Raw genomic sequence first — 24,658 nt, 5'->3', positions numbered from 1 at the left:
TTTTAAAAATCTCCACCTAACATTGCCATACCTCCTAAGGCAAAAAGAAATACAGTATATAAAACTGCTACTATAATTCCTGAAATTAAACCCCACTTCATCCATTTTTTTGCATCTTTAGAAGCTTTTAAAGCTCCTTCATAATCTCCACTTGCATATTTTGAGTTTACTTGTGAGGCAAATACAATTCCTGCAATACCAAATGGTAAACAGCAAAAAATGGTTACTAAAATAGATTCTACTAAGTAATTTTTTGGTTGATTTTGTTCCATGCCAATATTTTTAATGTTCTTAAAATTAATTAAAAGCGAAAGTAAAAAATTAAATAGAATTTTTTACCATTTCAAAAATAAAATAAATTTCGCCAGCAATTTGCTTGTTGGTTTCCATGTACTTTTCAGCTTGGTATAGTGAGTTGTCAAAGTTTTTAGGATCGTTAAAAGGCAAATGAAAACGCGTTACAGCATCTGGAATAAACGGACAATTTTCGTCGGCATTTGAACAGGTAGTAATAGCTATAAAAGGCTTCTTATTATACTCGTCGTCAAATAATTTGGAAAAACCAATGATAGGATCAATACAATTTTTATAGCTTATTGCATACACTGGATTTTGATGTGAAAATTCAATAATTTGAAACTTAAAACCAGCTTCTTGTAATGTTTTAACAGTATTTCTATAAAAAGCTGTTGCTGCTGTTCCTCCAGAAAAATTGGAGATTTTTTTTAATTCAAAATAGGAACAAGCAAAGCTACTCCAAACTTGTGCTAGTTGACTTCTTCTACTATTATGAGTGCAAATATAATTGAGATTAACTTTCTTTTGAGCTTTAATTTCTTTCACAATAAAAAGAGCAATAGATTTTAACAGCAATTTTCTATTTTCATCTATTTTTAAATCTTTTTTAGCATTTTTAAAAAATTGTTCTGTATTTATAGAGATTGTATCCAACATGAATTTAAATTTGCACAAACATACATTTAGAATGTTGTTTAATTATTTTGATAAATTTAATAAAAAGTTAAATATATGCGATTTAAAATAGGGGATACTGTTGCGGTTTTAGATGATGTTATTAAGGGTGAGGTAGTTGCAATAAAAAATAATAAAATTTGTATTGAATCTACAGATGGTTTTGAATTTGATTTTAATGAAAATGAATTGGTTTTAATAAAAGAAAATCAAGCAGAACTTTCTAAGTATAGTGATTTAAAAAATGAAGATTTGTTGGAAAAAATACATGAAACTTCACCTAAAAAACACACACCAAAGTTTAAATCTACCATCAAACAAGACCAAATACCTCCAATGGAAGTTGATTTACATATCAATCAGTTAATTGATTCAACAAGAGGTATGGATAAAATTGATATATTGACTTTGCAGATGGATACTGCTAAACAAAAATTAGAATTTGCTATTAGAAATAGATTTCCAAAAATTATTTTTATTCATGGAGTAGGAGAAGGAGTTTTAAAAACAGAATTGGAATATTTGTTTAAAAAATACCAGGTAGATTGGTATGCTGCTTCTTTTAAAAAATATGGTTTAGGTGCTACAGAAGTTTACATTTATCAAAATACTAAAAAGTAGTTAGTTGGTAAATGTGCCAAAATTTAAAGTTTCAAAGAAAATTCGTTCGTCATTTTTATCAAAAAACAATAAGTTTGTAAAAGAAATATCATATTCATAAACATCTGTTTTTCCTTCTTTTAAATGGGTTGTAATATTTATAGTGCCACTTTCTGCTGTTAATTCTTTAACTACTTTTGGTGTTGCTGGAGGTATTTCTTGACAAAAATAATCTGCACCAATTGCTTCTTCAAAAATTCTATAAGTAACGGGTAAAGATGAAGAAATTTCAAAAGATTTTTCTCCTTCCGTACCGCTAATTTGTTTATTGGTAAAATTTAAAATTAATGTTTCAGTTTTACTGGCGTTAGTTACATATAGTAAGTATTCACCACAGTTAGAAACTGTTTCAGAAAATTCAAAAGCAGGTACATCAAAATCTCCATCATTACAAGAAATGAATGTAGTTAGTATAATAAGCGAAATTAATTTTTTCATAATAAATATTTTCGAAACAAAAATAGCAGTTTTACTCAATTCAGCGTAATATGAAACCAACTATTTTAATTACTTTTGCAATTGATGAAAAATATTTATTTAGATAACGCAGCAACAACGCCAATATTACCCGAAATAATTGATACTATTTCTACTACAATGGCTACTGTTTATGGTAACCCTTCTTCCACACATCAAATAGGAAGAAAAGCAAGAGCCTTAGTTGAAACTGCTAGAAAAAATATTGCTAAATATTTTAATGCATCGGCAAATGAAATAGTTTTTACGGCAGGCGGTAGTGAAGCCGATAATCTTATTTTAAGAAATGCCGTAGTAAATTTAGGGGTTACTACAATTATTTCATCAAAAATTGAGCACCATGCAGTTTTACATACTATTGAAAACTTAGTTAAAGAGTTTGATATTGTGGTAAAATGGGTTGATTTAAATGAAAAAGGAGAAATAAATTATACTCATTTAAAAGAATTGCTTCAAGAAGATACTTCAAAAAAAATGGTGAGTTTAATGTATATTAATAATGAAATTGGGAATATATTAAACTTAAAGCTGGTTTCAGATTTATGCCTACAAAACAAAGCTCTTTTTCATTCAGATACGGTTCAAGGTGTTGGTCATTTTAAAATAGATATCCAAAAAACACCGATAGATTTTTTTGTGGCAAGTGCCCACAAATTTCATGGGCCAAAAGGTGTTGGGTTTGCATACATTAAAAAAGGGTATGGTATTTTTCCAATTTTGCATGGAGGAGAACAGGAGCGAGGAGCTAGAGCAGGAACCGAAAATGTGCATAGTATTTTAGGAATGGAAAAGGCACTGCAAATTGCTTATACTAATTTAGACAAAGAAGTAATTTACATACAAAACTTAAAGAATTATTTTGTTAAAGAGCTTAAAAGTAATTTTCAAGGAATAGAATTTAATGGAGTGTCTGAGGATGAATTTAAAAGTAGTTATATCATACTTAACGTACGTTTTCCTAAAGAATATGCAATGCTGCTTTTTAATTTAGATATGAAGGGAATTGCAGTTTCTGGTGGTAGTGCTTGTCAAAGTGGAAGCCATAAAGGATCTCATGTGCTTCATACCATTCTTTCAAAAAATGATGCTTTAAAAACGTCTGTTCGTTTTTCATTTAGTAAATTAAATACCAAAGAGGAAATAGATTACGTAATTAAAAATTTAAAAGAAATACTAAAATAATGCTTAATTATCCAATAAAATTTCTACCAATTTTAAAAGACAAAATTTGGGGAGGCGATAAACTTGTAACAAAATTAAATAAACCATCAACTTTAAATAATATTGGTGAAAGTTGGGAACTTTCTGATGTGGAAGGAGATGTTTCTATTGTTGCAAATGGAAGTTTAAAAGGAACATCATTAAAAAATTTGCTTGAAACTTACCAAGCTGAATTATTAGGAAAGAATAATTTTCTCAATTTTGGAACTAAATTTCCTTTGTTAATCAAATTTATTGATGCCAAACAAGATTTATCTGTACAAGTGCATCCAAATGATGAATTATCTAAAGCTAGACATAACTCATTTGGAAAAACAGAAATGTGGTATATTATGCAAGCGGATGAAGGAGCTAGATTAATTTTAGGATTTAATAAAACAATTACATCTGAAGAGTATGTAAAGTTGTTAGAAGAAAAAAAAATTATGTCAGTTTTAAATGATGTGCCTGTTAAAAAAGGTGACGCATTTTTTATTGAAACGGGTACGGTACATGCAATAGGCGCCGGTATTGTTTTAGCTGAAATTCAACAAACTTCAGATATTACCTATCGAATTTATGATTTTGATAGAGTTGATGATCAAGGAAATGAACGTGAATTACATACAGAATTGGCAGTTGATGCATTAAATTTTAGCAACAATATTGATACTAAAAGAAACTATACTTCAAAAAAGAACAATTTAAATGAAGTAGTAAAATGTGAGTATTTTAAAACAAATTATATTCCAGTTGAAGGTGATTTAGAATTAGAATACACCACAACTGATTCATTTGTGATTTTTATGTGTGTTGAAGGAAATGCGAATATATCAATTTGTGGAAATACAGAAACCATCAATTTTGGAGAAACTATTTTAATTCCAGCTTCTGTAAAAAATGTTTTAGTGGAAGGTGAATGTAAATTGTTAGAAGTAACTGTTTAAATAACGTTAACTTCAATTTCAAGAGATACGGCAAACTTATTTAAAACAGTTTGCTGTATTTTTTTTGCCAATTCATAAATTTCTTTTCCAGTAGCATTTCCATAATTAACCAAAACAAGCGCTTGTTTTTTATGAACACCAGTTTCACCAAAGCGTTTACCTTTAAAACCACATTGTTCAATCAACCAACCAGCTGGAATTTTTATTTCATTTTCAGAAACTACATAATGTGGAATTTTTGGATAGCTAGTTTTTAAAATTTGAAAATCGTTTAAAGCAACTACAGGGTTTTTAAAAAAACTTCCACTATTACCAATTTCTTTTGGATCAGGAAGTTTACTTTGTCTAATTGAAATAACAGCTTCTGAAATATTTTTAAGTGTTGGTTTCTTAATATTTTGAAGGTAATCTTTAATAGCTCCGTAACTAATATTTATGTTATGATTTTTTTTAGTTAATTTAAAAGTAACATTAGTAATAATAAATTTCCCTTTGTATTTATTTTTAAAAACAGAATTTCTATAACCAAATTCACAGTCTTTATTTGTAAAAACTGCTATTTTTCCAGTGGCAATTTCCAAAGCTTCTAATTGATGAAACGTGTCTTTAATTTCAACACCATAAGCTCCAATATTTTGAATTGGAGACGTGCCAACATTTCCGGGAATTAAAGACAAATTTTCTAAACCACCATAATTTTGAGAAATACACCAAGTTACAAAATTGTGCCAGTTTTCACCAGCTTCAGCAGTAACAAAAACAACATCACTTTTAGTATCATTAACAATAATTCCTTTTAAATTTAAGTGAACTACCAGTTTTTCAATATCTGAAGTTAATAACATATTACTTCCTCCACCCAATAAAAAGAGATCAGTTTCTTGTGTAATAATTTTTTTTAACTCTTCTATTGAAGTTATTTCAACAAAACGTTTGGCATACACATTAATGCCAAACGTATTGTATTTTTTTAAAGATATGTTTTGTTGAATTGTCAATTAATTGGCGTTGTATTTTTCAATGGCAGCTTTTAAAATTGCTACGGAGTTAATTAAATCTTCTTTTTTTAATACATAGGCAATTCTAACTTGATTTGTTCCAATTCCTTTAGTAGAATAAAATCCAGCAGCAGGAGCCACCATAACTGTTTGATTGTTTAGATTAAAATTTTCCAACATCCATTGAGCAAACTTATCGGCATCATCAACAGGTAATTCAACAACACAATAAAAAGCACCTTTAGGTTCAGCAACTTTAACACCGTTAATTTTAGACAATTCTTTAATTAAGGTGTCTCTTCTATCTTTATATTCAGCTATAACTTCATCAAAATACGATTGAGGAGTTTCTAAAGCTGCTTCACTTGCAATTTGTGCAAATGTTGGAGGGCTTAAACGTGCTTGTGCAAATTTCATAGCAGTATTTATAACGTCTTTATTTTTAGAAACTAAACAACCTATACGAGCACCACACATACTGTAACGTTTTGATACAGAATCTATAATAATAGCATGATTTTCCAGTCCAAAATTATTTAGTACAGATTGATGTTGTACATTGTCGTAAACAAATTCTCTATATACTTCATCTGCAATTAAAAATAAATCGTGTTTTTTTACTATTTCAGCTAATTTTTCAATTTCTTCTCTTGAATATAAATATCCTGTAGGATTTCCTGGGTTGCAAATTAAAATAGCTTTCGTTTTAGGAGTAATTAATTTTTCAAATTCAGAAATAGGAGGCAATGCAAAATTATTTTCAATTTTGGAAATTACGGGTACAACATTTACACCAGAAGCAGTTGAAAATCCATTATAATTTGCATAAAAAGGTTCTGGAATTATAATTTCATCACCCGGATCTGTAATACTACCCATAGCAAATAATAGAGCTTCCGAACCTCCAGTAGTAACTATTATTTCATTAGCAGTAACCTGAATGTTGTTTTTTGCATAGTAATTGGCAATTTTTGTTCTGTATTCTTCAGATCCTTCTGACCTACTGTATGCAAGAACTTCAACGGTATTGTTTTTGATAGCTTTTAATGCAACATCAGGTGTTTTAATATCTGGTTGGCCAATATTTAAGTGAAATACTTCAATTCCTCTTTTTTTAGCATTTTCTGCATAAGGAACCAATTTTCTAATTGGTGACTCAGGCATATTTTTTCCTTTATTTGATATGGTTGGCATTGGTAAGTTTTGATTAAAAAATTATATCACAAAATTGCAAAATATATTTTAAAATAAGGAACATTTAGTGTAAATTGTTAAAGGTTAAAGTTTTCATAAAAGTTAGGTATTACTTTAGTGTTTTTGTAGTTTAACTAAAAATATAAATTCATCCCATATTGCTTAAATGTTTTAAAAATATTACCATTTTAATTTTGCTATTTGGTAGTTTGTTTACAAGTACTGCTCAAAGTAAATTTGATTTTAAAAACAACTCAAAAAAGCAAACATTATCGTTTAAACTATTAAATAATTTAATTGTAATTCCAATAGAAGTTAATGGTAAAAAATTGAATTTTATTTTAGATTCTGGAGTTGGGTCAACCATATTATTTAATTTAAATGATAAAGACTCCATTCCATTACATAATTTAAAGAAAATTAAATTACAAGGACTCGGTAGTGAAGAACCTGTTGATGCTATTTTGTCAAAAGGCAATATTTTTAATATTAATAAGATAAGTGGTATAAACCAAAGTCTTTACGTGATTTTTGATGATAGCTTTGATTTATCCTCAAAATTAGGTGTTACAGTACATGGGATTATTGGTTTTGAATTATTAAAAGACTTTGTAGTAGATATTAATTATAATTCAAAACGTATAACTTTTTATGATTCTGACGCATATGAGTATAAAAACTGTAAAAAGTGCGAAATATTAAATTTAGAATTTTATAAATTAAAACCTTATATAAATGTTGGGGTTAAATTACCAACATCACCAAATAAAATAACTCCAGTTAAATTATTAATTGATTCTGGTGGAAGTGATGCAATGTGGTTATTTGAAAATAGTCATCCTGATATTTTACCTCCAAAAAAGTTTTTTGTTGATTTTTTGGGTGAGGGGCTAAGTGGTACTGTTCATGGGAAAAGAGCTAAAATTAATGCTTTAATGATTGGTAAGCATGAGTTAAAAGAGCCTACAGTTTCATATCCAGATTCCATATCAATATCTTTTGCACGTAAATTTGAAGAAAGGAATGGAAGTATGGGAGCAAGTGTTTTAAAAAGATTTAATGTTACTTTTGATTATAAAAAACAAAAAATTATTTTAAAAAGAAATAGTTCATTTAAAAATCCATTTAATTATAACATGAGCGGGATTGAGTTAGTTTATAATGGGAAAGTACTTGTAAAACAAAGAGATAATGCGAGTTTTTCATTTTCTGAAAATAATGGAAGCAGTAGAAATAATACAGTTATTTTGGACTATAAATATAAATATGCTTTTAAACCTTCTTATAAAATATTTAAAGTTCAAAATGAATCACCGGCTTTTTACGCAGGATTATTAAAAGATGATATCATAGTAAAAGTCAATGGGAAATATGCTCATGAAATGAAATTAGAAGAAATTGTTCATAAATTTTATGAGAAAGAAAATAAAAAAATAAATTTGGTTGTTGAACGTAATGCTCAACATTATGAATTTAGTTTCAGATTAAAAAATATGTTAAAATAAAAAAGCGTTCAATTGAACGCTTTTTTATACTACAATACGTTGTTATTACTTAGATGAAACCGTAGATTTTTGTTTTACCATTGAAGATTCTGGTTTTATAACAATTCCTTTAATACGCAATCTCTTAACAGGCTCGCTTGCATTAGAATGCAACGTAATCATTTTAGAAAAACCGCCAGGTCTGTTTGTTGCATATTTAACTTCAATTTCACCAGTTTCTCCTGGCATAATTGGATCTGTAGGTTTTTTTGGCACCGTACAACCACAACTTGAATCAATTTTAGTAATTACCAATGGAGATTTACCAATATTCTTAAATTTAAAAACACGAACACCGTCAGCATTTAATTCAATTTTACCATAATCAATAACCTCAGTTTCAAACTCAAACATAGGCGCATTTGGATCTTGTGTTTTTTCAGTTTGCTTTTCTTGTGCACTCATTGAAATTGTTAACAATCCAATAAATAAAATAGTTATTATTTTTTTCATAATTTTTAAGTTTAAAGTGTAAAGTTAGTTATTTTTTTAAGCTTTCAAAATATTTTATGTTTACCCTTATAATTGTACATTTGCAAATTAGTTTACAAAAATTAGACCAAAATGAGTTTAGCTACAAAATACAATCCACAAGAAGTTGAGAATAAATGGTATGATTACTGGATGAAACATAATTATTTTCATTCTGTACCAAATGAAAAAGAACCCTATACAATTGTAATTCCACCTCCAAATGTTACTGGAGTATTGCATATGGGGCATATGTTGAATAATACCATTCAAGATGTTTTAATTAGAAGAGCTAGGCTTAAAGGGTTTAATGCTTGTTGGGTACCTGGTACAGACCATGCCTCTATTGCTACAGAAGCTAAAGTAGTTGATAAACTGAAACAAGAAGGAATTAAAAAATCAGACTTAACTAGAGATGAATTTTTAAAACATGCTTGGGATTGGACAGATAAACATGGGGGAATAATTTTAGAGCAACTTAAAAAATTAGGTGCATCTTGTGATTGGGAGCGTACTAAATTTACGATGGATGATGATTTAAATGAAGCCGTAACCAAAGTATTTATAGACTTATATAACAAAGGTTTAATTTACAGAGGTTACAGAATGGTTAATTGGGATCCATCTGCTAAAACAACCTTATCTGATGAAGAAGTTATTTTTGAAGAAAAACAAGGAAATCTATATTATGTAAACTATAAAATTGAAGGAAGTGATGAGCACTTAACTATTGCAACTACACGTCCTGAAACAATTTTAGGTGATTCTGCAATTTGTATCAATCCTAATGATGAACGGTTTAAACATCTAAAAGGAAAAAAAGCAATTGTTCCTATTGCTAACAGAATAATTCCAATTATTGAAGATGAATATGTTGATGTTGAATTTGGAACAGGTTGTTTAAAAGTTACTCCAGCTCATGATCAAAATGATAAAGTGTTAGGAGAAAAGCATCATTTAGAAGTAATAGATATATTTAATGACGATGCTACACTAAATTCTTTCGGACTGCATTATGAAGGAAAAGATAGATTTGTGGTTCGTAAAGAAATTACTAAAGAACTTGAAAAATTGGGTTGTTTAGTGAAAATTGAAAAACATCTTCACAAAGTAGGTACTTCTGAACGAACAAAAGAAGTTATAGAACCTAAAATATCTGCACAATGGTTTTTAAAAATGGATACTATTGTAAAGCCAGCTTTAAAAGCGGTTTTAGAAGATGAAGAAATTCATTTTTTTCCTAAACATTATAACAATACCTACCGTCACTGGTTAGAAAATATTAGAGATTGGAATATCTCTCGTCAATTATGGTGGGGACATCAAATTCCAGCATATTTTTATGGTGATGGAGAGAATGATTTTGTGGTAGCTGAATCCATAAAGGAAGCTGTAAAAATTGCTTCAAAAAAATTAGGAAAAGAGCTTTCGGAAAATGATTTACAACAAGACCCAGATGCTTTAGATACTTGGTTTTCATCTTGGCTATGGCCAATATCTGTATTTGACGGCATTCGTTTTCCTGATAATAAAGAAATAAATTATTACTACCCAACAAACGATTTAGTTACGGGACCTGATATTATTTTCTTTTGGGTGGCACGTATGATTTTTGCAGGTTATGAATTTAGACAAGAAAAGCCATTTACAAATGTTTATTTTACTGGAATTGTACGTGACAAACAACGTAGAAAAATGTCTAAATCATTAGGAAATTCCCCTGATCCAATTGAATTAATGGAAAAATATGGAGCTGACGGTGTTCGAGTTGGAATGTTATTGTGCTCAGCTGCTGGAAACGATTTATTATTTGATGAAGAATTATGCGCACAAGGAAGAAATTTTTCAAACAAAATATGGAATGCTTTTCGTTTAATTAAAGGTTGGGAAGTATCAGAAACATTGGAACAACCTAAAGCAGCTAAAATTGCAATTGAATGGTATCAAGCAAAATTTCAGCAAACTTTAAAAGAGATAGAGAGTTCTTTTGAGCAATACCGAATTAGTGAAGCGTTAATGAGTATTTACAAATTAATTTGGGATGATTTTTCTTCTTGGTTTTTAGAAATGGTAAAACCAGCATATCAACAACCAATTGATATTAATACTTTACAAAGTGTCATCTCATTTTTAGAAGATAATTTAAAAGTACTACACCCATTTATGCCATTTTTAACAGAAGAAATTTGGCAACATATAACAAATAGAACTTCTGAAGAAGCATTAATTATTGCTGAATACCCAAAAACCATTGTGGTAAATGAAAAATTAATTAATGAATTTAAAATAGCTTCAGAAGTTATTTCAGGAATTAGAACCATTAGAAAAGATAAAAACATTGCATTTAAAAATCAGTTGGAGTTTTCAGTGTTAAATAATGATAATATTACCAATGAATTTGATGCCGTTATTGAAAAATTAGGAAACCTTTCTAAGATAAATTATGTTACTGAAAAAGTAGATGGCGCTTTAAGTTTTAGAGTAAAATCAAATGAGTACTTTATACCTATGGGATCTGATATTGATATAGATGCCGAAAAAAGCAAGTTAGAAGAAGAGTTAAAGTATACTGAAGGGTTTTTAAAGTCGGTTCAAAAAAAATTAAGTAACGAGCGATTTGTAACTAATGCTCCAGAACAAGTTATTAAAAACGAGCGTCAAAAAGAAACCGATGCATTAGCAAAAATTGAAACTATAAAGGCAAGTTTAAAAAGCTTATAAACTCTAATCATTATGAAAATACCATCTACAATTGCAGCATTTATTTTAGTAGTAATCATATTCTTTTCGTGTACTACTTCAAATAATTCACTAATAAACATCAGTAATTTTAATGATAGCATTAGACAAAAACATGTGCCAGATAAAAGAGTAGCAATTTATGAGGTTGCAATTGAGAATGCAAATAATACGTTGATTTTAAGTGGTGAAACAAACCAACCTTCAGTTTTAAATATTTTACTAAAAAAACTGTCAAATGAAACTATTGATTTTAAAAATGAAGTTACTATTTTACCTAATAGTTCGGTGGGGAATTTAAAATTTGGAGTTATCAATAATTCTGTTGCCAATATTAGGTCAAACTCTAAGCACTCTGCAGAGTTAGTAACTCAAAGTATTCTTGGAACAGAATTGAATGTTTTAAAAGCTAAAGGCGATTTTTATTTAATTCAAACACCTGATAGTTATATTGGTTGGGTTGACCATGGTGGATTAACACTTATGGATGAACAAGAATATTCAAATTGGAAAACAGCAAAAAAAATAATATTTACCAACACAGTAGGGACTATTTTTCAAGATAAAGACTTTAGTATTGTACTGTCTGATGTGGTTTTAGGAGCTCAATTAAAAGTGCTTGATGAATTGCAAAACTCTTATAAAGTTGAATTTCCAGATAAAAGAGTTGGATTTGTGGAAAAAGACGCATCTAAAATGTATGTAGATTGGATTCAGGCATTAGAACCTTCTGCAGAATTGATAGAAAATTATGCAAGAAGCTTGTTAGGAACTCCATATTTATGGGGAGGAACATCTTCAAAAGGATTAGATTGTAGTGGTTTTGTGAAAACTATCTATTTAATGAATGGGTTTGTGATTCCAAGAGATGCTTCTCAGCAAATTTTAGCAGGTAAAACAGTAGATGAAAACCTTAAGTTTGAAGGATTAAAAAAAGGAGATCTAATGTTTTTTGGAACTAAGGCTACTGCTACAAAAAAACAAAGAGTTACTCATGTTGGAATTTGGTTAGGAAATGATAAAATGGAATTTATTCATGAGTCGCAAAGGGTTAAATTGAATTCGATGAATAGAACTTCAGAAAATTATGAGCAAAGTTTAGAAGAGAGGTATTTAGGAAGTAAACGTTATTTAGGTGTACAAGATTCTTTAATTATTGATTTAAAATTAGTCAATGAATCTATTAAACTATAGCAAGTTAAACACATAAAAAAGGGAGCAAATTAATTTGCTCCCTTTTTTATAGTGAAAGTTCTTACATTTTAGAATCAATATAGTCCATAATCTCTTTTTCAATAGCACAAGTTTTCTTATAAATGTCTTTGGCTTTAGAAATAATAGCATCTGCAAAATTACGATCTTTAATATCTTTTGCATTGATGCGTACATTAAAATATGCTCCAGTTACAGCAGTTTTAGCACACAATATTCCCACACCAGCATCTGAAATAGAACTTTGCATTCCTTCTTTAACCATAGTTTTCATCACTTCCATTGAATTGTAGGCGGTTTGCATCACTTCAAAAGGAATTTCAGTTGCATATTTTGTTGCAGTTTCAATAGCTTGTTTTCTAGCTTCAATTTCTTCATTAGTAGATTTTGGCATTCTAAATCCATCAATAATTTTATTAAACGCATTGGTGTCTTCATCAACTAAAAATAGTAGTTTGTTTTTATATGCTTGTCCTTTTACCGCCCAATCTGAATAAAATTCCCATTTATCGTCCCAACCAGCTTTATGAGAAGATAAATTAGCAACCATAGTTCCTAATGAAACTCCTAAAGCACCTACATAAGCAGAAATAGATCCTCCTCCTGGAGCCATAGATTCTCCAGCGGTTTCTTCAGCAAAACCAGTTACGGTAAGGTCTACTAACTTTTTGGTATCATCTTCTAATAAATATTCAATAATTTTCTCTTTAGGATTAAAAGGTTTTAAGTCATCTAATCCAAGAGATTTTACAGCTATTTTAATTTTTTCTTCTTCAGAAATACCAAGAGATCTTTGTTGTTTACGTAAAAAATAATCTCCAGCATCTAACATTGCCTTAAGAGGTATTAAACCTATTAATTCAGAGCCAGTTACACGTAAACCTCTTTCTGTTGCTGCTTTTACGGTTTCGTCAAAAGCAACGTGCATAGAAGTAATACTAATATTGGTTAAATTGTATGAAATTTGGGCAATACCATATTCTTCAATATACCATCCAATTCCTTTAACAGCTTTTAATTTTCCAGGAATTCTAACAGGTTCACCATTGGCATCCAACACTTTTTTCCCTGTAGATGGGTTTCCTTCACGTAAAATTCTTCCAGCTTCACGAATGTCAAATGCAATGGCATTAGCTCTTCTAGTTGAAGTAGTGTTTAAATTGATATTGTAAGCAATTAAAAAATCACGTGCAGAAATTGCGGTAGCACCACTTTTTGCTACAGAGGTATTAAATTCTGCAGGACCAAAATCTGGTTTCCATTCTGGTTTTACGAGTTTTTCTTTTAAACCTTCGTATTCTCCGGAACGACAGTTAGCTAAATTTTTTCTTTTTTCTTCCTTGGCTGCATTTTCATAAAAATAACCAGGTATTCCCAATTCATTCCCAACACGTTCTCCTAATTTATGAGCATATTTAGCAGCTTCCTCAAGACTTATATTAGAAATTGGAACTAACGGACAAACATCTGTAGCACCAAATCTAGGATGCTCTCCACTATGTTTATTCATATCAATTAATTCAGAAGCTTTTTTAATGAGCCTAAAAGCTGCTTCAATTACATTTTCTGGCTCACCTACAAAAGTAATTACTGTTCTATTGGTGGCCTTTCCAGGGTCAACATCTAATAACTTAACTCCTTCAACAGTTTCAACTACGTTGGCAATTGCATTAATTTTTGTGATATCTCGTCCTTCACTAATATTAGGAACACATTCTATTAATTGTTTGTTCATTTTATTCAAAATTTAATGAGTCAAATTTAATCAGTTATTTTCAAATTAAATCAATCTTTTAAAATAAATGTTACATGTTTAAGTTGTTTTAGCAATTAGTTTTATTTTTGTGCAAGACCTAAAAAAATCAAAAGAACTTATGAAAAAAGTATTGATTACAGGAATGGCCGGTTTTATTGGTCACCATTTAGCCAAATTATTGTTGAAAAACAATTACGAAGTGGTTGGAATGGATAATATTAATGACTATTATGATGTTAATTTAAAACTAGCCAGATTAACTGATTTAGGTTTTAAAACTTCTGAAATTGAATATAACAAATTACTATCGGTAGGTTTAAATTCATTTATAAAATTAGATTTAACAGATTTAGATAATTTAAAAAAGTTATTTAAAGCTCAAAGTTTTGATTATGTGGTAAATTTAGCAGCACAAGCAGGTGTACGTTATTCATTAAAAAATCCACATTCATATGTAGATAGTAATATTACCGGATTTTTAAATATTTTAGAATGCTGTAGAGCATTTCCTGTAGAACATTTAATATTTGCTTCATCAAGTTCTGTATATGGTTTAAGTGAAGAAATTCCTTTTCATGAAGATCATTGTACCGATCATCCTTTAGCAATGTATGCAGCAAGTAAAAAAGCCAATGAAATGATGGCACATTCATATGCTAATTTGTATAACATTCCTTCAACTGGATTAAGGTTTTTTACGGTTTATGGACCTTGGGGAAGACCAGATATGGCACTGCATATTTTTACCAAAGCAATAGTTGCAGATAAAGAATTTGAAGTGTTTAATAATGGTGATATGAGTAGGGATTTTACTTATGTTGGTGATATTGTTGAAAGTATTAAAAGATTGCTGCCTTTAGCACCAAAAGAAAATAACCTTAAGTTTAATCCAAAAAAACCTGTACCATCAAAAAGTTCAAAACCATATCAAATTTTTAACATTGGAAACAACAGTCCAGTTGCTTTAATGGATTTTATTAAAGCAATTGAAAAAGCGTTAGGGAAAAAGGGGAAAGTTGTTTTTAAACCTATGCAACCTGGAGATGTACAATCTACCTATGCCAATGTTGAAAGTTTATTTAACTACATCAATTTTAAGCCTCAGACTAAGCTAGAAGATGGGGTTAAGAATTTTGTAAAAAAATATTTAGAACTTAATTCATAAAGTTTTTGGTTGTTTATTAAATCATTTTTATATATTTGCCAAGTAAAATAAAAAATATGACATTTATTCAACTACATCATCATCATTTTCATACTGGCACTCAAGCGAGCTGAAAATGTATTGAATAAAGTTAAAAATATATTTAAAAACCCGTTTGAGTAAATCAAACGGGTTTTTTGTTTTTATTCCTTTTTGATTTACTGAAACTTATGAAATTAAAAAATGAATAAAATAAAAATCGCAGTTCAAAAATCAGGAAGATTAAACGAAGATTCACTTAAACTATTAAAAGATTGTGGTATTTCAATTGATAATGGAAAAGATCAATTAAAAGCTTCAGCAAGTAACTTTCCTTTAGAGGTTTTCTATTTGAGAAATGGTGATATTCCTCAATATTTAAGAGATGGTGTAGTAGATATTGCTATTATTGGAGAAAATGTTTTAGTTGAAAAGGGTACAGATATTACTGTTGCCGAAAAATTAGGGTTTTCAAAATGCAGGGTTTCTATTGCAGTGCCTAAAGATGTATCTTATACTAATATTCAAGATTTAAATGAAGCTCGTATAGCAACTTCATATCCCAATACCGTTTTAAACTATTTTAAAAGATTCAATGTCAAACCAGACATACATATCATTAATGGTTCTGTTGAAATAGCTCCTAATATTGGTTTGGCTGATGCAATTTGTGATATTGTTTCCAGTGGAAGTACCTTATTTAAAAATAATTTAAAAGAAGTTGAACAAATATTAACAAGCGAAGCAGTGTTGGCTGTTTCTCCAAGTATTTCCAACCAAAATCAAGAAATATTGAACAAACTTCAATTTAGAATTCAAGCGGTTTTAAAAGCTAGAAAATCTAAATATATTTTAATGAATGCACCCAATGAAAAAATACCAAGTATTATTAAACTACTGCCAGGAATGAGAAGTCCTACGGTTTTACCTTTGGCAGAAGAAGGATGGAGCTCAATTCATACAGTAATTGAAAAAAATTCATTTTGGGAAGTCATAGATGAATTAAAAACTAATGGAGCTGAAGGACTTTTAGTGGTTCCAATTGAAAAAATGGTACTATAATTTTAATTAATAATAAGTTTTAAAATGAACACAAATATAAATCCACCAAAAGAAAATTGGTCTTCCCTTTTACAAAGACCCACAAAAACTTTTGAAGTTGTTGAAACAACCGTTTCTTCAATTTTTGATGATGTAAAAAGAAACGGTGATGATGGGATTAAGCGATATACCTCTATATTTGATGGTGTAGAGTTAACAGACATCAAAGTTACTGACGAAGAAATTTTGCAGGCTGAAAATTTAATTTCAAAGGAACTTAAAGAAGCTATACAAGTTGCAAAAAATAATATTTCTAAGTTTCACAGTTCCCAAAAAACCAAGACTTATAAAATTGAAACTGCAAGTGGAGTTTTTTGTTGGCAAGAAAAAAGACCTATTCAAAAAGTTGGCTTATACATACCAGGAGGAACCGCTCCATTATTTTCTTCAGTATTAATGCTAGCAATTCCTGCCAAAATAGCGGGTTGTAAAGAAATAATTTTATGTTCTCCTCCTAATAAAAAAGGGGAAATCAATCCTGCAATTATTTATGCTGCTAAAATTTGTGGTGTTACAACTATTTTAAAAGTAGGAGGTATTCAAGCTATTGCTGGACTCGCCTTTGGGACTGAAAGTATTCCAAAAGTATTTAAAATTTTTGGACCAGGTAACCAATATGTAACGGTGGCAAAGCAATTAGCAACAAAGTTTGGAGTTGCAATTGATATGCCAGCAGGACCAAGTGAATTGCTAGTAGTTGCCGATGATAGTGCAAATGCTAGTTTTGTTGCTTCAGATTTATTGAGTCAGGCAGAACATGGAACCGATAGTCAAGTTATTTTGGTAACAACTTCTAAAAAAATACTGGAAAGTGTTGAATTAGAATTAGTAAAACAACTGAATAGTTTGTCGCGAAAAGCTATTGCAGAAAAAGCAATTGAAAATTCAAAACTAATTTTTGTAGAAACTAAAGAAGTGGCTTTAGAACTCATAAATGAATACGGTCCAGAACACTTTATTGTTTGTACTAATACGAATGATTTTTATATAGATGGAATTGAAAATGCTGGTTCTGTTTTTATAGGGAATTATACTCCTGAAAGCGCAGGTGATTACGCTTCAGGAACCAATCATACGTTACCTACAAATGGGCATACCAAAGCTTATTCTGGTGTAAATTTAGATTCTTTTTTAAAAGCTATTTCATTTCAGAAAATTTCAAAAGAAGGTATTCAAAATATAGGAAAAACTATTGAAATTATGGCAGAGGCAGAGGGTTTGGATGCTCACAAAAATGCAGTGACTTTACGTTTAAATAATTTAAAATAATGAATTTTAGTATTGACAATATAACTAGAGCTAACATTAAAAAAGTGAGTCCATATTCTTCGGCACGTGATGAATTTAAAGACTTTTCTAAAGAAATGGTGTTTTTAGATGCCAATGAAAATCCGTTTGAAAATGGAGTAAATCGTTATCCAGACCCACAACAAATTTTAGTAAAAATGGAGTTGGCAAAATTAAAAGGGGTTTCAATACATCAACTTTTATTAGGCAATGGAAGTGATGAGGTATTGGATTTATTATTTAGAGCTTTTTGTGAGCCTAAAGAAGATAATATATTAACGCTACCACCAACTTATGGAATGTATAAAGTATTGGCTGAGATTAATAATGTAGAAAATAAAGAAGTGCTTTTAACTGAAAATTTTCAACCCAATGTAAATGCCATTTTAGCTTCTGCTAATAAAAACTCTAAACTATTATTTTTATGTTCTCCAAACAATCCAACAGGTAATTCTTTTACAGCTAAAGAGGTTGAGAAGCTGTTAAATTCATTTAAAGGAATAGTAGTTATAGATGAAGCTTATATTGATTTTTCATCTCAAAAAAGCTGGTTACAAAGGTTAAGCGAATTTCCAAACTTGGTAATTACTCAAACATTATCAAAAGCTTATGGTATGGCTGGTATTCGATTAGGAATTTGTTATGCTTCTTCTGAAATTATTTCAATTTTAAATAAAATAAAACCACCGTATAATATAAATGAATTGACCCAACAAAGAGCGATAGATAGATTGGTAAAACCTTTGGAAATTAAAAATCAAATAACCACTATTTTAAATCAAAGAATGTTTTTAATAAACGCTCTTAAAACCATTTCGTTTATTGAAAAAATATACCCAACAGATGCTAATTTTGTATTGGTAAAAGTTCCTGATGCAACAAAAATATATCATCAATTACTTCAACAAGGAGTGGTTGTTAGAAATAGAACCTCTCAACCTTTATGTGAAAACACATTACGTTTAACGGTAGGGAATGAACAAGAAAATACAAAACTTATAAATGCATTAAAAACTATTTAAAATGAAGAAAAAAGTACTTTTTATAGATCGTGATGGAACTATAATTAAAGAAACCGTTGATGAACAGATTGATGCGTTTGAAAAAATGATCTTTTACCCAAAGGTATTTACATTTTTAGGAAAAATTGCGAAAGAATTGGATTTTGAATTGGTGATGATAACCAATCAAGATGGTTTAGGAACAGATTCTTTTCCTGAAGAAACTTTTTGGCCAGTTCATAATTTTATTTTAAAATCTTTTGAAAATGAAGGCATTATCTTCAGTAATGTTTTTTTAGATAGAACCTTTCCTCACGAAAATGCACCTACTCGAAAACCAGAGACAGGATTATTAACTCAATATTTTTCTGAAGCATATGATTTAGAAAATTCATTTGTAATTGGAGATAGGTTAACTGATATAGAGTTGGCTAAAAATTTAGGTGCAAAAGGAATTTTTATCAATGATAATACCAATTTAGGTACTGGAGAAACTACAGTTAAAAGAAGCGAATTAGATAAAGTAATTGCCTTAGAGAGTAACGATTGGGAAAAAATTTATGAGTTTTTAAAATTAAAGAATAGAACAGCTGAATTAACACGAAACACTAACGAAACTAAAATACACATCAGACTAAATATTGATGGTACAGGTAAAAGTGATATTTCAACTGGAATTGCTTTTTTTGACCATATGTTAGATCAAATTGCGCGTCACGGAAATATGGATTTAACAATAAAAGTTGATGGCGATTTAGTAGTAGATGAACACCATACTATTGAAGATACCATGATAGCTTTAGGTGAAGTATTTTCAAAGGCATTAGGCAATAAATTAGGAATTGAACGCTATGGTTTTTGTTTGCCTATGGACGATTGCCTAGCGCAAGTAGCTATAGATTTTGGAGGAAGAAATTGGTTGGTATGGGATGCAGAATTTAAACGTGAAATGATTGGTAAAATGCCAACAGAAATGTTTTATCATTTGTTTAAATCATTTACAGATGGTGCAAAATGTAACTTAAATATTAAAGCTGAAGGAGTAAATGAACATCATAAAATTGAAGGTATTTTTAAAGCATTTGCAAAAGCAATTAAAGCTGCTGTAAAAAGAGATTCTGAAAAAATGATTTTACCTTCAACTAAAGGAATGTTATAATGAAAATAGTAATTATTAATTATGGAGCAGGTAATATCCAGTCTATCAAGTTTGCAATACAACGTCTAGGTTTTGACGCTATATTATCTGATAATATTTCAGAAATAGAGCAAGCAGATAAAGTTATTTTTCCTGGAGTTGGTGAAGCAAGTAGTGCAATGAGAAAATTAAAAGCTACTGGTTTAAACACTATAATTCCTAAGTTAACTCAACCTGTTTTAGGTATTTGTTTAGGAATGCAATTAATGTGCAACTATAGTGAAGAAGGTAGTACAAGTGGTTTAGGTATTTTTAATGCTGAAGTTGTAAAATTTGATAAAAAACTGAAAGTACCTCAAATAGGATGGAATCAAATTAAAAATTTATCAACTAATTTATTCAAAGGAATTAAAGAAAACGAGTATATGTATTTAGTACATAGCTATTATGTTCCTTTAAATAAAAATGCCATAGCAACTACAGAATATGGAATAGAATATGCCTCAGCATTGCAAAAAGACAATTTTTATGGTGTGCAATTTCATCCAGAGAAGAGTAGTATTTCAGGAGAAAAAATAATAAAGAATTTTTTAGAATTATCACATGAGAATTATACCCGCAATTGATATTATAAATGGAAAATGTGTTCGCCTTTCAAAAGGCGATTTTTCCACACAAAAAATATACAATGAAAACCCATTAGAAGTAGCTAAAATGTTTCAAGATTATGGGGTTAAGCACTTGCACTTGGTTGATTTGGATGGGGCAAAAGCAAGTCATATTGTTAACTATAAAGTATTGGATAATATTGCATCTAAAACTCAATTGTCTATTGATTTTGGAGGAGGTCTAAAATCTGATGAAGATTTAAAAATTGCTTTCGAATCTGGTGCAACTCAAATTACAGGAGGTAGTATTGCAGTTAAAAAACCAGACACTTTTAAAAATTGGTTGCAAAAGTTTGGCTCCAAAAAAATAATATTAGGGGCCGATGCTATCAACGAAAAAGTAGCAATAAGTGGTTGGTTAGAGGAGAGTGAGGAAAGCCTTGTTCCATTCATTCAAAATTATGAAAAGGATGGTGTTAGTTATGTTATTTGTACAGATATTTCAAAAGATGGCATGTTACAAGGGCCTTCATTTGATTTGTATCAAAAAATATTAAACTCAACCACGAACATTAAATTGATTGCTTCAGGAGGGATTTCAGCCTATGATGAGTTACCTAAATTAGCCGAAATGGGTTGTGAAGGAACCATTATTGGAAAAGCAATTTATGAACAAAAAATAAGTATGAAACAACTTGAAAAATTCATTTTAAATAACTAAGATGTTAACAAAAAGAATTGTACCGTGTTTAGATATTAAAAACGGAAGAACTGTTAAAGGAATTAATTTTGTCGATTTGCGTGATGCTGGTGATCCAGTAGAACTAGCCGAAATTTACGCAAAAAAAGGCGCTGATGAGTTAGTTTTTTTAGATATCACTGCTACAGAACAAAAGCGAAAAACCTTAATTGATTTAGTTTTAAAGGTAGCTGAAAAAGTCAATATACCATTTACTGTTGGAGGTGGAATTTCTTCTGTTGAAGATGTTGAATTACTATTAAATTCGGGAGCAGATAAGGTATCTATAAACTCTTCGGCGGTTAAAAACCCACAATTAATTAGTGATTTGGCTTCAAAATTTGGAAGTCAATGTATTGTAGTGGCTATTGATGCTAAACAAATTGATGGAGAATGGATGGTTCATTTAGTAGGAGGGAAAGTTCCAACAGAAATTAAATTATTTGATTGGGTAAAAAAGGTAGAACAGTTGGGAGCTGGTGAAATTTTATTCACTTCAATGGATCACGATGGTACAAAAAATGGTTTTGCAAATGAGGCTCTAGCTTATTTAAGTGAATTGGTTAATATTCCTATAATTGCATCTGGTGGTGCCGGAAAAATTCAACATTTTACCGATGTTTTTTTAAAAGGCAAAGCTGATGCTGCATTGGCAGCAAGTGTTTTTCACTTCAAAGAAATAGAGATTAATAATTTAAAAAAAGAATTAAAAAAAAATAATATACCCATAAGGTTATGACTATAAATTTTAATAAAAATAACAACGGTTTAGTGCCAGTAATTATTCAAGATGTAACTACAAAAAATGTTTTGATGTTAGGCTATATGAATGAAGAAGCTTATTTAAAAACACTTGAAACAAAAAAGGTTACTTTTTTTAGTAGAACAAAAAATAGACTTTGGACTAAAGGAGAAGAAAGTGGGAATTTTTTAAAACTTGTTTCAATAAAAAATGATTGTGATAAAGACACTCTTTTAATTAAAGTAAATCCAGAGGGACCTGCGTGTCATACAGGTTCAGATACTTGTTGGAATGAAGAAAATAAACCAACATTTGGTTTTTTGACTACCTTAGAAAAAGTGATTAAAAACAGAAGAGAAATAGCTGATTCTAATAAAAGTTATGTAGCCTTATTATTTGAAAAAGGTATTAATAAAATTGCCCAAAAAGTTGGTGAAGAAGCTGTGGAAATTGTGATTGAAGCTAAAGATTCTAACGATGAATTATTTTTAAATGAAGGAGCAGATTTATTATTTCATTACTTAATTTTACTGCAAGCTAAAGGCTATGAACTTGCTGATATTTCAAAAATATTAGAAGGAAGACATACTTAAAATACATTTATAAAGTAATTGAAATGAGCTGTGCTTAATTTAATTTTTTTGTATATTGAACTTTAAATTCAAATTAAATGATGACTATTTCTAAATCAACATTAGAATTTTTAAGTAAGCTTAAAGAAAATAATAATAGAGATTGGTTTAATGAGCATAAACCCAAATTTCAAATTGAACAAAACAAAGTAAAGCAGTTTTACAATAGCATTATGGAACAATTAAAAACCCATGATGATATTGAACAGCTTAAAATGTATCGTGTTTATAGAGATGTTCGTTTTTCGAAAGATAAAACTCCTTACAAACCTCATTTTGCGGGTTCTTTTTCAAGAGCAACAAAAAAATTAAGAGGCGGATATTATTTAAGAATTAGACCAGGAGAGAGTTTTTTGGCTGGTGGCTTTTGGCAACCCAATAAAGAGGATTTATTACGAATTAGAAAGGAATTTGAAATGGATAGCCAAGAGATTCGAGAAATTATGAATGATAAAAATTTTAGAAACTTTTTTGGAAAATTACAAGGAGACTCTTTAAAAACAGCACCTCGTGGTTTTGATAAAAGTCATCCAGATTTAGATTTAATTCGGATGAAACAATTTATTGTGGTTAGAAATTTTTCTGATGAAGAAGTACTTGCTTCAAATTTTTTAGAGGAAATAGATCAATCTTATAAAGCCATGCGTCCTTACTTCAATTATATGAGTGAAATTTTAACTACTGATTTAAATGGGGTTTCAATTATAGAATAAAACAAGCGACTTATTTTGAGTTGCTTTTTGTATTTAAAGAGTTGTGGTAGTTAACTATTTCTTTTCATTAAAGCCATATAAAAACCATCATATCCAGATTTAAAAGGGGATACTTTATGATCTTTTTCTAATTCAAATTCAGGATGATTTTTTAAAAAATTTTTCACTTGCTTTTCATTTTCAGAAGGTAATATTGAACATGTAGCATATACAATTTTCCCTCCAACTTTAACTAATTGAGAATAACTTTCTAAAATTTCTGCTTGCGTTTTTATAATATTTTCTACAAACTCAGGCTGTAATTTCCACTTGCTATCAGGGTTTCTTTTTAATACACCAATACCACTACAAGGAGCATCAATCAAAACTCTGTCAGCAGTACCTTTCATTTTTTTGATTACTTTAGAAGAATCAATAACTTTGGTAGTTACATTATGAACACTAGCTCTACGAGTTCTAACTTTTAGCTTTTTTAACTTACTTTCATAAATATCAGTTGCTATAATTTGACCTTTATTTTCCATTAATGCTGCTAAATGCAGTGTTTTTCCACCAGCACCAGCACAAGTATCAATTACTCTCATTCCAGGTTTTACTTCTAAATATTCTGCAACTAATTGAGAAGAGGCATCTTGTACTTCAAAAAAACCTAGTTTAAATACTTCAGTTTTAAACACATTGGCACGTTCAACTAATTTTAAAGCATCTTTATAACCATCAATAAAAACTGTTTCAATACCTTCGTCGGCTAATTTTTTTTGTAAAGAAAGCTTAGTTGTTTTTAAAGTATTTGTTCTTAAAATAACTTCAGCTTCTTTATTGAGTTCATGAATTTCTTTTGTCCAATGTTTTTCACCCAACTCTTTTACTCCTAATTCATCTAACCAATCAGGAATAGATTCTTTAAAAATTCTTACTTTTTGAAGCTCGTCAAATTTCCCTTTTATTCTTCTTTCTGGTACCCCTTGTAATTGATTCCAGTCTGGTAAAGGATATCCTTTTAAAACCGCAAAAACCGCAAAGTTTTTCCATATATTTTCTGTAGTATAATGAGATTTTGTTCCAGCAATTTCATTGTATAAACGTTTCCATCTAACCATTTCATAAATGGTTTCTGCAACAAATTTACGGTCTCTTGCTCCCCAGCGAGCATCACGCTTTAAAGCTTTTTGAACAACTTTATCTGCATATTCTCCTTCATTAAAAATTAACTTTATAGAATCTACTACGGTAAATACTAAATTTCTGTGTAATCTCATATTAAAAATTTAAGGCTGCAAAGATACGTAATTTGTTACTAAGAAAATTTTCTTTAAAACAAGTTAATTGAAACAGTTGATATTA

24 protein-coding genes are annotated in these 24,658 nt (G+C 29.5%); 16 read left to right on the top strand and 8 right to left on the bottom strand.

Going from position 1 to position 24,658, the window contains the following annotated elements:
- Positions 1 to 2 precede the first annotated feature (2 nt).
- Together ACFQZW_RS10125 and ACFQZW_RS10120 are read right to left on the bottom strand one after the other, a co-directional pair.
- Positions 3 to 272, bottom strand: a complete 270-nt coding sequence (locus ACFQZW_RS10125; RefSeq protein WP_298263103.1) for a CD225/dispanin family protein — start codon at positions 270 to 272, stop codon at positions 3 to 5.
- Positions 273 to 321: 49 nt separating this feature from the next.
- Positions 322 to 954, bottom strand: a complete 633-nt coding sequence (locus ACFQZW_RS10120; RefSeq protein WP_298263102.1) for a hypothetical protein — start codon at positions 952 to 954, stop codon at positions 322 to 324.
- 75 nt (positions 955 to 1,029) lie between these two features.
- Between ACFQZW_RS10120 and ACFQZW_RS10115 the strand changes: the two genes are divergently transcribed.
- On the top strand, positions 1,030 to 1,593 hold the full coding sequence (locus ACFQZW_RS10115; protein ID WP_298263101.1) for a DNA mismatch repair protein MutS: 564 nt from the start codon (positions 1,030 to 1,032) through the stop codon (positions 1,591 to 1,593).
- Here the strand turns inward: ACFQZW_RS10115 and ACFQZW_RS10110 are convergent, their stop codons facing one another.
- Positions 1,594 to 2,070, bottom strand: a complete 477-nt coding sequence (locus ACFQZW_RS10110; protein WP_298263100.1) for a hypothetical protein — start codon at positions 2,068 to 2,070, stop codon at positions 1,594 to 1,596. It lies immediately after the preceding gene.
- 84 nt (positions 2,071 to 2,154) lie between these two features.
- Between ACFQZW_RS10110 and ACFQZW_RS10105 the strand changes: the two genes are divergently transcribed.
- Complete coding sequence (locus tag ACFQZW_RS10105) at positions 2,155 to 3,291, top strand: cysteine desulfurase family protein (RefSeq protein ID WP_386782788.1); 1,137 nt, start codon at positions 2,155 to 2,157, stop codon at positions 3,289 to 3,291.
- Complete coding sequence (locus tag ACFQZW_RS10100) at positions 3,291 to 4,256, top strand: type I phosphomannose isomerase catalytic subunit (protein ID WP_386782786.1); 966 nt, start codon at positions 3,291 to 3,293, stop codon at positions 4,254 to 4,256. The genes ACFQZW_RS10105 and ACFQZW_RS10100 overlap by 1 nt, the downstream gene beginning before the upstream one ends.
- Here ACFQZW_RS10100 and murB read toward each other — a convergent pair.
- Entirely contained in the window at positions 4,253 to 5,254 is a 1,002-nt protein-coding gene (murB, locus tag ACFQZW_RS10095; protein ID WP_298286422.1) for a UDP-N-acetylmuramate dehydrogenase, read from the bottom strand. The genes ACFQZW_RS10100 and murB overlap by 4 nt on opposite strands.
- Positions 5,255 to 6,448: a pyridoxal phosphate-dependent aminotransferase gene (locus ACFQZW_RS10090; protein ID WP_386782783.1), complete on the bottom strand. Its 1,194-nt coding sequence runs from the start codon at positions 6,446 to 6,448 to the stop codon at positions 5,255 to 5,257.
- Positions 6,449 to 6,606: 158 nt separating this feature from the next.
- Here ACFQZW_RS10090 and ACFQZW_RS10085 point away from each other — a divergent pair, with 158 nt between their 5' ends.
- Positions 6,607 to 7,953, top strand: a complete 1,347-nt coding sequence (locus ACFQZW_RS10085) for a PDZ domain-containing protein (protein WP_298263095.1) — start codon at positions 6,607 to 6,609, stop codon at positions 7,951 to 7,953.
- A gap of 45 nt (positions 7,954 to 7,998) precedes the next feature.
- Here the strand turns inward: ACFQZW_RS10085 and ACFQZW_RS10080 are convergent, their stop codons facing one another.
- On the bottom strand, positions 7,999 to 8,445 hold the full coding sequence (locus ACFQZW_RS10080) for a DUF1573 domain-containing protein (protein WP_298286413.1): 447 nt from the start codon (positions 8,443 to 8,445) through the stop codon (positions 7,999 to 8,001).
- A 111-nt stretch (positions 8,446 to 8,556) separates the two neighbouring features.
- On the opposite strand from ACFQZW_RS10080, the gene ACFQZW_RS10075 reads away from it, so the two are divergent.
- Both ACFQZW_RS10075 and ACFQZW_RS10070 read left to right on the top strand, forming a co-directional pair.
- The gene (locus ACFQZW_RS10075) at positions 8,557 to 11,184 is read left to right on the top strand and encodes a valine--tRNA ligase (RefSeq protein WP_386782780.1); all 2,628 of its coding nucleotides are present in this window, start codon (positions 8,557 to 8,559) and stop codon (positions 11,182 to 11,184) included.
- 12 nt (positions 11,185 to 11,196) lie between these two features.
- Positions 11,197 to 12,396 (top strand): C40 family peptidase, encoded by a 1,200-nt coding sequence (locus ACFQZW_RS10070; RefSeq protein WP_386782777.1) that lies wholly within the window; start codon positions 11,197 to 11,199, stop codon positions 12,394 to 12,396.
- Between the two features lie 61 nt (positions 12,397 to 12,457).
- Here ACFQZW_RS10070 and ftcD read toward each other — a convergent pair whose 3' ends face one another.
- Entirely contained in the window at positions 12,458 to 14,149 is a 1,692-nt protein-coding gene (ftcD, locus tag ACFQZW_RS10065) for a glutamate formimidoyltransferase (protein ID WP_386782775.1), read from the bottom strand.
- A gap of 139 nt (positions 14,150 to 14,288) precedes the next feature.
- Here ftcD and ACFQZW_RS10060 point away from each other — a divergent pair, with 139 nt between their 5' ends.
- The 10 genes from ACFQZW_RS10060 (at position 14,289) to ACFQZW_RS10015 (ending at position 23,314) form a co-directional block, all read left to right on the top strand.
- A complete protein-coding gene (locus ACFQZW_RS10060; RefSeq protein WP_298286400.1) occupies positions 14,289 to 15,335 on the top strand; it encodes an NAD-dependent epimerase/dehydratase family protein in 1,047 nt (348 codons plus the stop codon).
- Between the two features lie 222 nt (positions 15,336 to 15,557).
- Entirely contained in the window at positions 15,558 to 16,415 is an 858-nt protein-coding gene (gene hisG / locus ACFQZW_RS10055) for an ATP phosphoribosyltransferase (protein WP_386782772.1), read from the top strand.
- Positions 16,416 to 16,439: 24 nt separating this feature from the next.
- The gene (gene hisD / locus ACFQZW_RS10050) at positions 16,440 to 17,723 is read left to right on the top strand and encodes a histidinol dehydrogenase (protein ID WP_386782769.1); all 1,284 of its coding nucleotides are present in this window, start codon (positions 16,440 to 16,442) and stop codon (positions 17,721 to 17,723) included.
- The gene (gene hisC, locus ACFQZW_RS10045) at positions 17,723 to 18,763 is read left to right on the top strand and encodes a histidinol-phosphate transaminase (protein WP_386782767.1); all 1,041 of its coding nucleotides are present in this window, start codon (positions 17,723 to 17,725) and stop codon (positions 18,761 to 18,763) included. Before hisD ends, hisC begins: the two co-directional genes overlap by 1 nt.
- Position 18,764: 1 nt before the next feature.
- A complete protein-coding gene (hisB, locus tag ACFQZW_RS10040; RefSeq protein ID WP_372802680.1) occupies positions 18,765 to 19,901 on the top strand; it encodes a bifunctional histidinol-phosphatase/imidazoleglycerol-phosphate dehydratase HisB in 1,137 nt (378 codons plus the stop codon).
- Entirely contained in the window at positions 19,901 to 20,506 is a 606-nt protein-coding gene (gene hisH / locus ACFQZW_RS10035) for an imidazole glycerol phosphate synthase subunit HisH (protein ID WP_298263085.1), read from the top strand. Before hisB ends, hisH begins: the two co-directional genes overlap by 1 nt.
- The gene (hisA, locus tag ACFQZW_RS10030; protein ID WP_386782764.1) at positions 20,484 to 21,209 is read left to right on the top strand and encodes a 1-(5-phosphoribosyl)-5-[(5-phosphoribosylamino)methylideneamino]imidazole-4-carboxamide isomerase; all 726 of its coding nucleotides are present in this window, start codon (positions 20,484 to 20,486) and stop codon (positions 21,207 to 21,209) included. Before hisH ends, hisA begins: the two co-directional genes overlap by 23 nt.
- Position 21,210: 1 nt before the next feature.
- A complete protein-coding gene (hisF, locus tag ACFQZW_RS10025; RefSeq protein WP_298263083.1) occupies positions 21,211 to 21,966 on the top strand; it encodes an imidazole glycerol phosphate synthase subunit HisF in 756 nt (251 codons plus the stop codon).
- Positions 21,963 to 22,562: a bifunctional phosphoribosyl-AMP cyclohydrolase/phosphoribosyl-ATP diphosphatase HisIE gene (gene hisIE / locus ACFQZW_RS10020; protein ID WP_386782761.1), complete on the top strand. Its 600-nt coding sequence runs from the start codon at positions 21,963 to 21,965 to the stop codon at positions 22,560 to 22,562. Before hisF ends, hisIE begins: the two co-directional genes overlap by 4 nt.
- 80 nt (positions 22,563 to 22,642) lie before the next feature.
- Entirely contained in the window at positions 22,643 to 23,314 is a 672-nt protein-coding gene (locus tag ACFQZW_RS10015) for a DUF2461 domain-containing protein (RefSeq protein WP_386783059.1), read from the top strand.
- A gap of 50 nt (positions 23,315 to 23,364) precedes the next feature.
- Here the strand turns inward: ACFQZW_RS10015 and ACFQZW_RS10010 are convergent, their stop codons facing one another.
- The gene (locus ACFQZW_RS10010) at positions 23,365 to 24,573 is read right to left on the bottom strand and encodes an RsmB/NOP family class I SAM-dependent RNA methyltransferase (protein WP_386782758.1); all 1,209 of its coding nucleotides are present in this window, start codon (positions 24,571 to 24,573) and stop codon (positions 23,365 to 23,367) included.
- Positions 24,574 to 24,658: the final 85 nt, after the last annotated feature.

Origin of the sequence: Lutibacter aestuarii, from assembly GCF_042676885.1 — a bacterium.
GTDB lineage: Bacteria > Bacteroidota > Bacteroidia > Flavobacteriales > Flavobacteriaceae > Lutibacter > Lutibacter aestuarii.
Note: the sequence above shows the minus strand (reverse complement) of the source record. Positions and strands in the feature narration are given on the sequence as shown.

Coding starts and splice junctions, on each gene's coding strand:
- ACFQZW_RS10125 (WP_298263103.1), bottom strand. CDS start 272: ATGGAACAAAATCAACCAAAAAATTACTTAGTAGAATCTATTTTAGTA.
- ACFQZW_RS10120 (WP_298263102.1), bottom strand. CDS start 954: ATGTTGGATACAATCTCTATAAATACAGAACAATTTTTTAAAAATGCT.
- ACFQZW_RS10115 (WP_298263101.1), top strand. CDS start 1,030: ATGCGATTTAAAATAGGGGATACTGTTGCGGTTTTAGATGATGTTATT.
- ACFQZW_RS10110 (WP_298263100.1), bottom strand. CDS start 2,070: ATGAAAAAATTAATTTCGCTTATTATACTAACTACATTCATTTCTTGT.
- ACFQZW_RS10105 (WP_386782788.1), top strand. CDS start 2,155: ATGAAAAATATTTATTTAGATAACGCAGCAACAACGCCAATATTACCC.
- ACFQZW_RS10100 (WP_386782786.1), top strand. CDS start 3,291: ATGCTTAATTATCCAATAAAATTTCTACCAATTTTAAAAGACAAAATT.
- ACFQZW_RS10090 (WP_386782783.1), bottom strand. CDS start 6,448: ATGCCAACCATATCAAATAAAGGAAAAAATATGCCTGAGTCACCAATT.
- ACFQZW_RS10080 (WP_298286413.1), bottom strand. CDS start 8,445: ATGAAAAAAATAATAACTATTTTATTTATTGGATTGTTAACAATTTCA.
- ACFQZW_RS10075 (WP_386782780.1), top strand. CDS start 8,557: ATGAGTTTAGCTACAAAATACAATCCACAAGAAGTTGAGAATAAATGG.
- ACFQZW_RS10070 (WP_386782777.1), top strand. CDS start 11,197: ATGAAAATACCATCTACAATTGCAGCATTTATTTTAGTAGTAATCATA.
- ftcD (WP_386782775.1), bottom strand. CDS start 14,149: ATGAACAAACAATTAATAGAATGTGTTCCTAATATTAGTGAAGGACGA.
- ACFQZW_RS10060 (WP_298286400.1), top strand. CDS start 14,289: ATGAAAAAAGTATTGATTACAGGAATGGCCGGTTTTATTGGTCACCAT.
- hisG (WP_386782772.1), top strand. CDS start 15,558: ATGAATAAAATAAAAATCGCAGTTCAAAAATCAGGAAGATTAAACGAA.
- hisD (WP_386782769.1), top strand. CDS start 16,440: ATGAACACAAATATAAATCCACCAAAAGAAAATTGGTCTTCCCTTTTA.
- hisC (WP_386782767.1), top strand. CDS start 17,723: ATGAATTTTAGTATTGACAATATAACTAGAGCTAACATTAAAAAAGTG.
- hisB (WP_372802680.1), top strand. CDS start 18,765: ATGAAGAAAAAAGTACTTTTTATAGATCGTGATGGAACTATAATTAAA.
- hisH (WP_298263085.1), top strand. CDS start 19,901: ATGAAAATAGTAATTATTAATTATGGAGCAGGTAATATCCAGTCTATC.
- hisA (WP_386782764.1), top strand. CDS start 20,484: ATGAGAATTATACCCGCAATTGATATTATAAATGGAAAATGTGTTCGC.
- hisF (WP_298263083.1), top strand. CDS start 21,211: ATGTTAACAAAAAGAATTGTACCGTGTTTAGATATTAAAAACGGAAGA.
- hisIE (WP_386782761.1), top strand. CDS start 21,963: ATGACTATAAATTTTAATAAAAATAACAACGGTTTAGTGCCAGTAATT.
- ACFQZW_RS10015 (WP_386783059.1), top strand. CDS start 22,643: ATGACTATTTCTAAATCAACATTAGAATTTTTAAGTAAGCTTAAAGAA.
- ACFQZW_RS10010 (WP_386782758.1), bottom strand. CDS start 24,573: ATGAGATTACACAGAAATTTAGTATTTACCGTAGTAGATTCTATAAAG.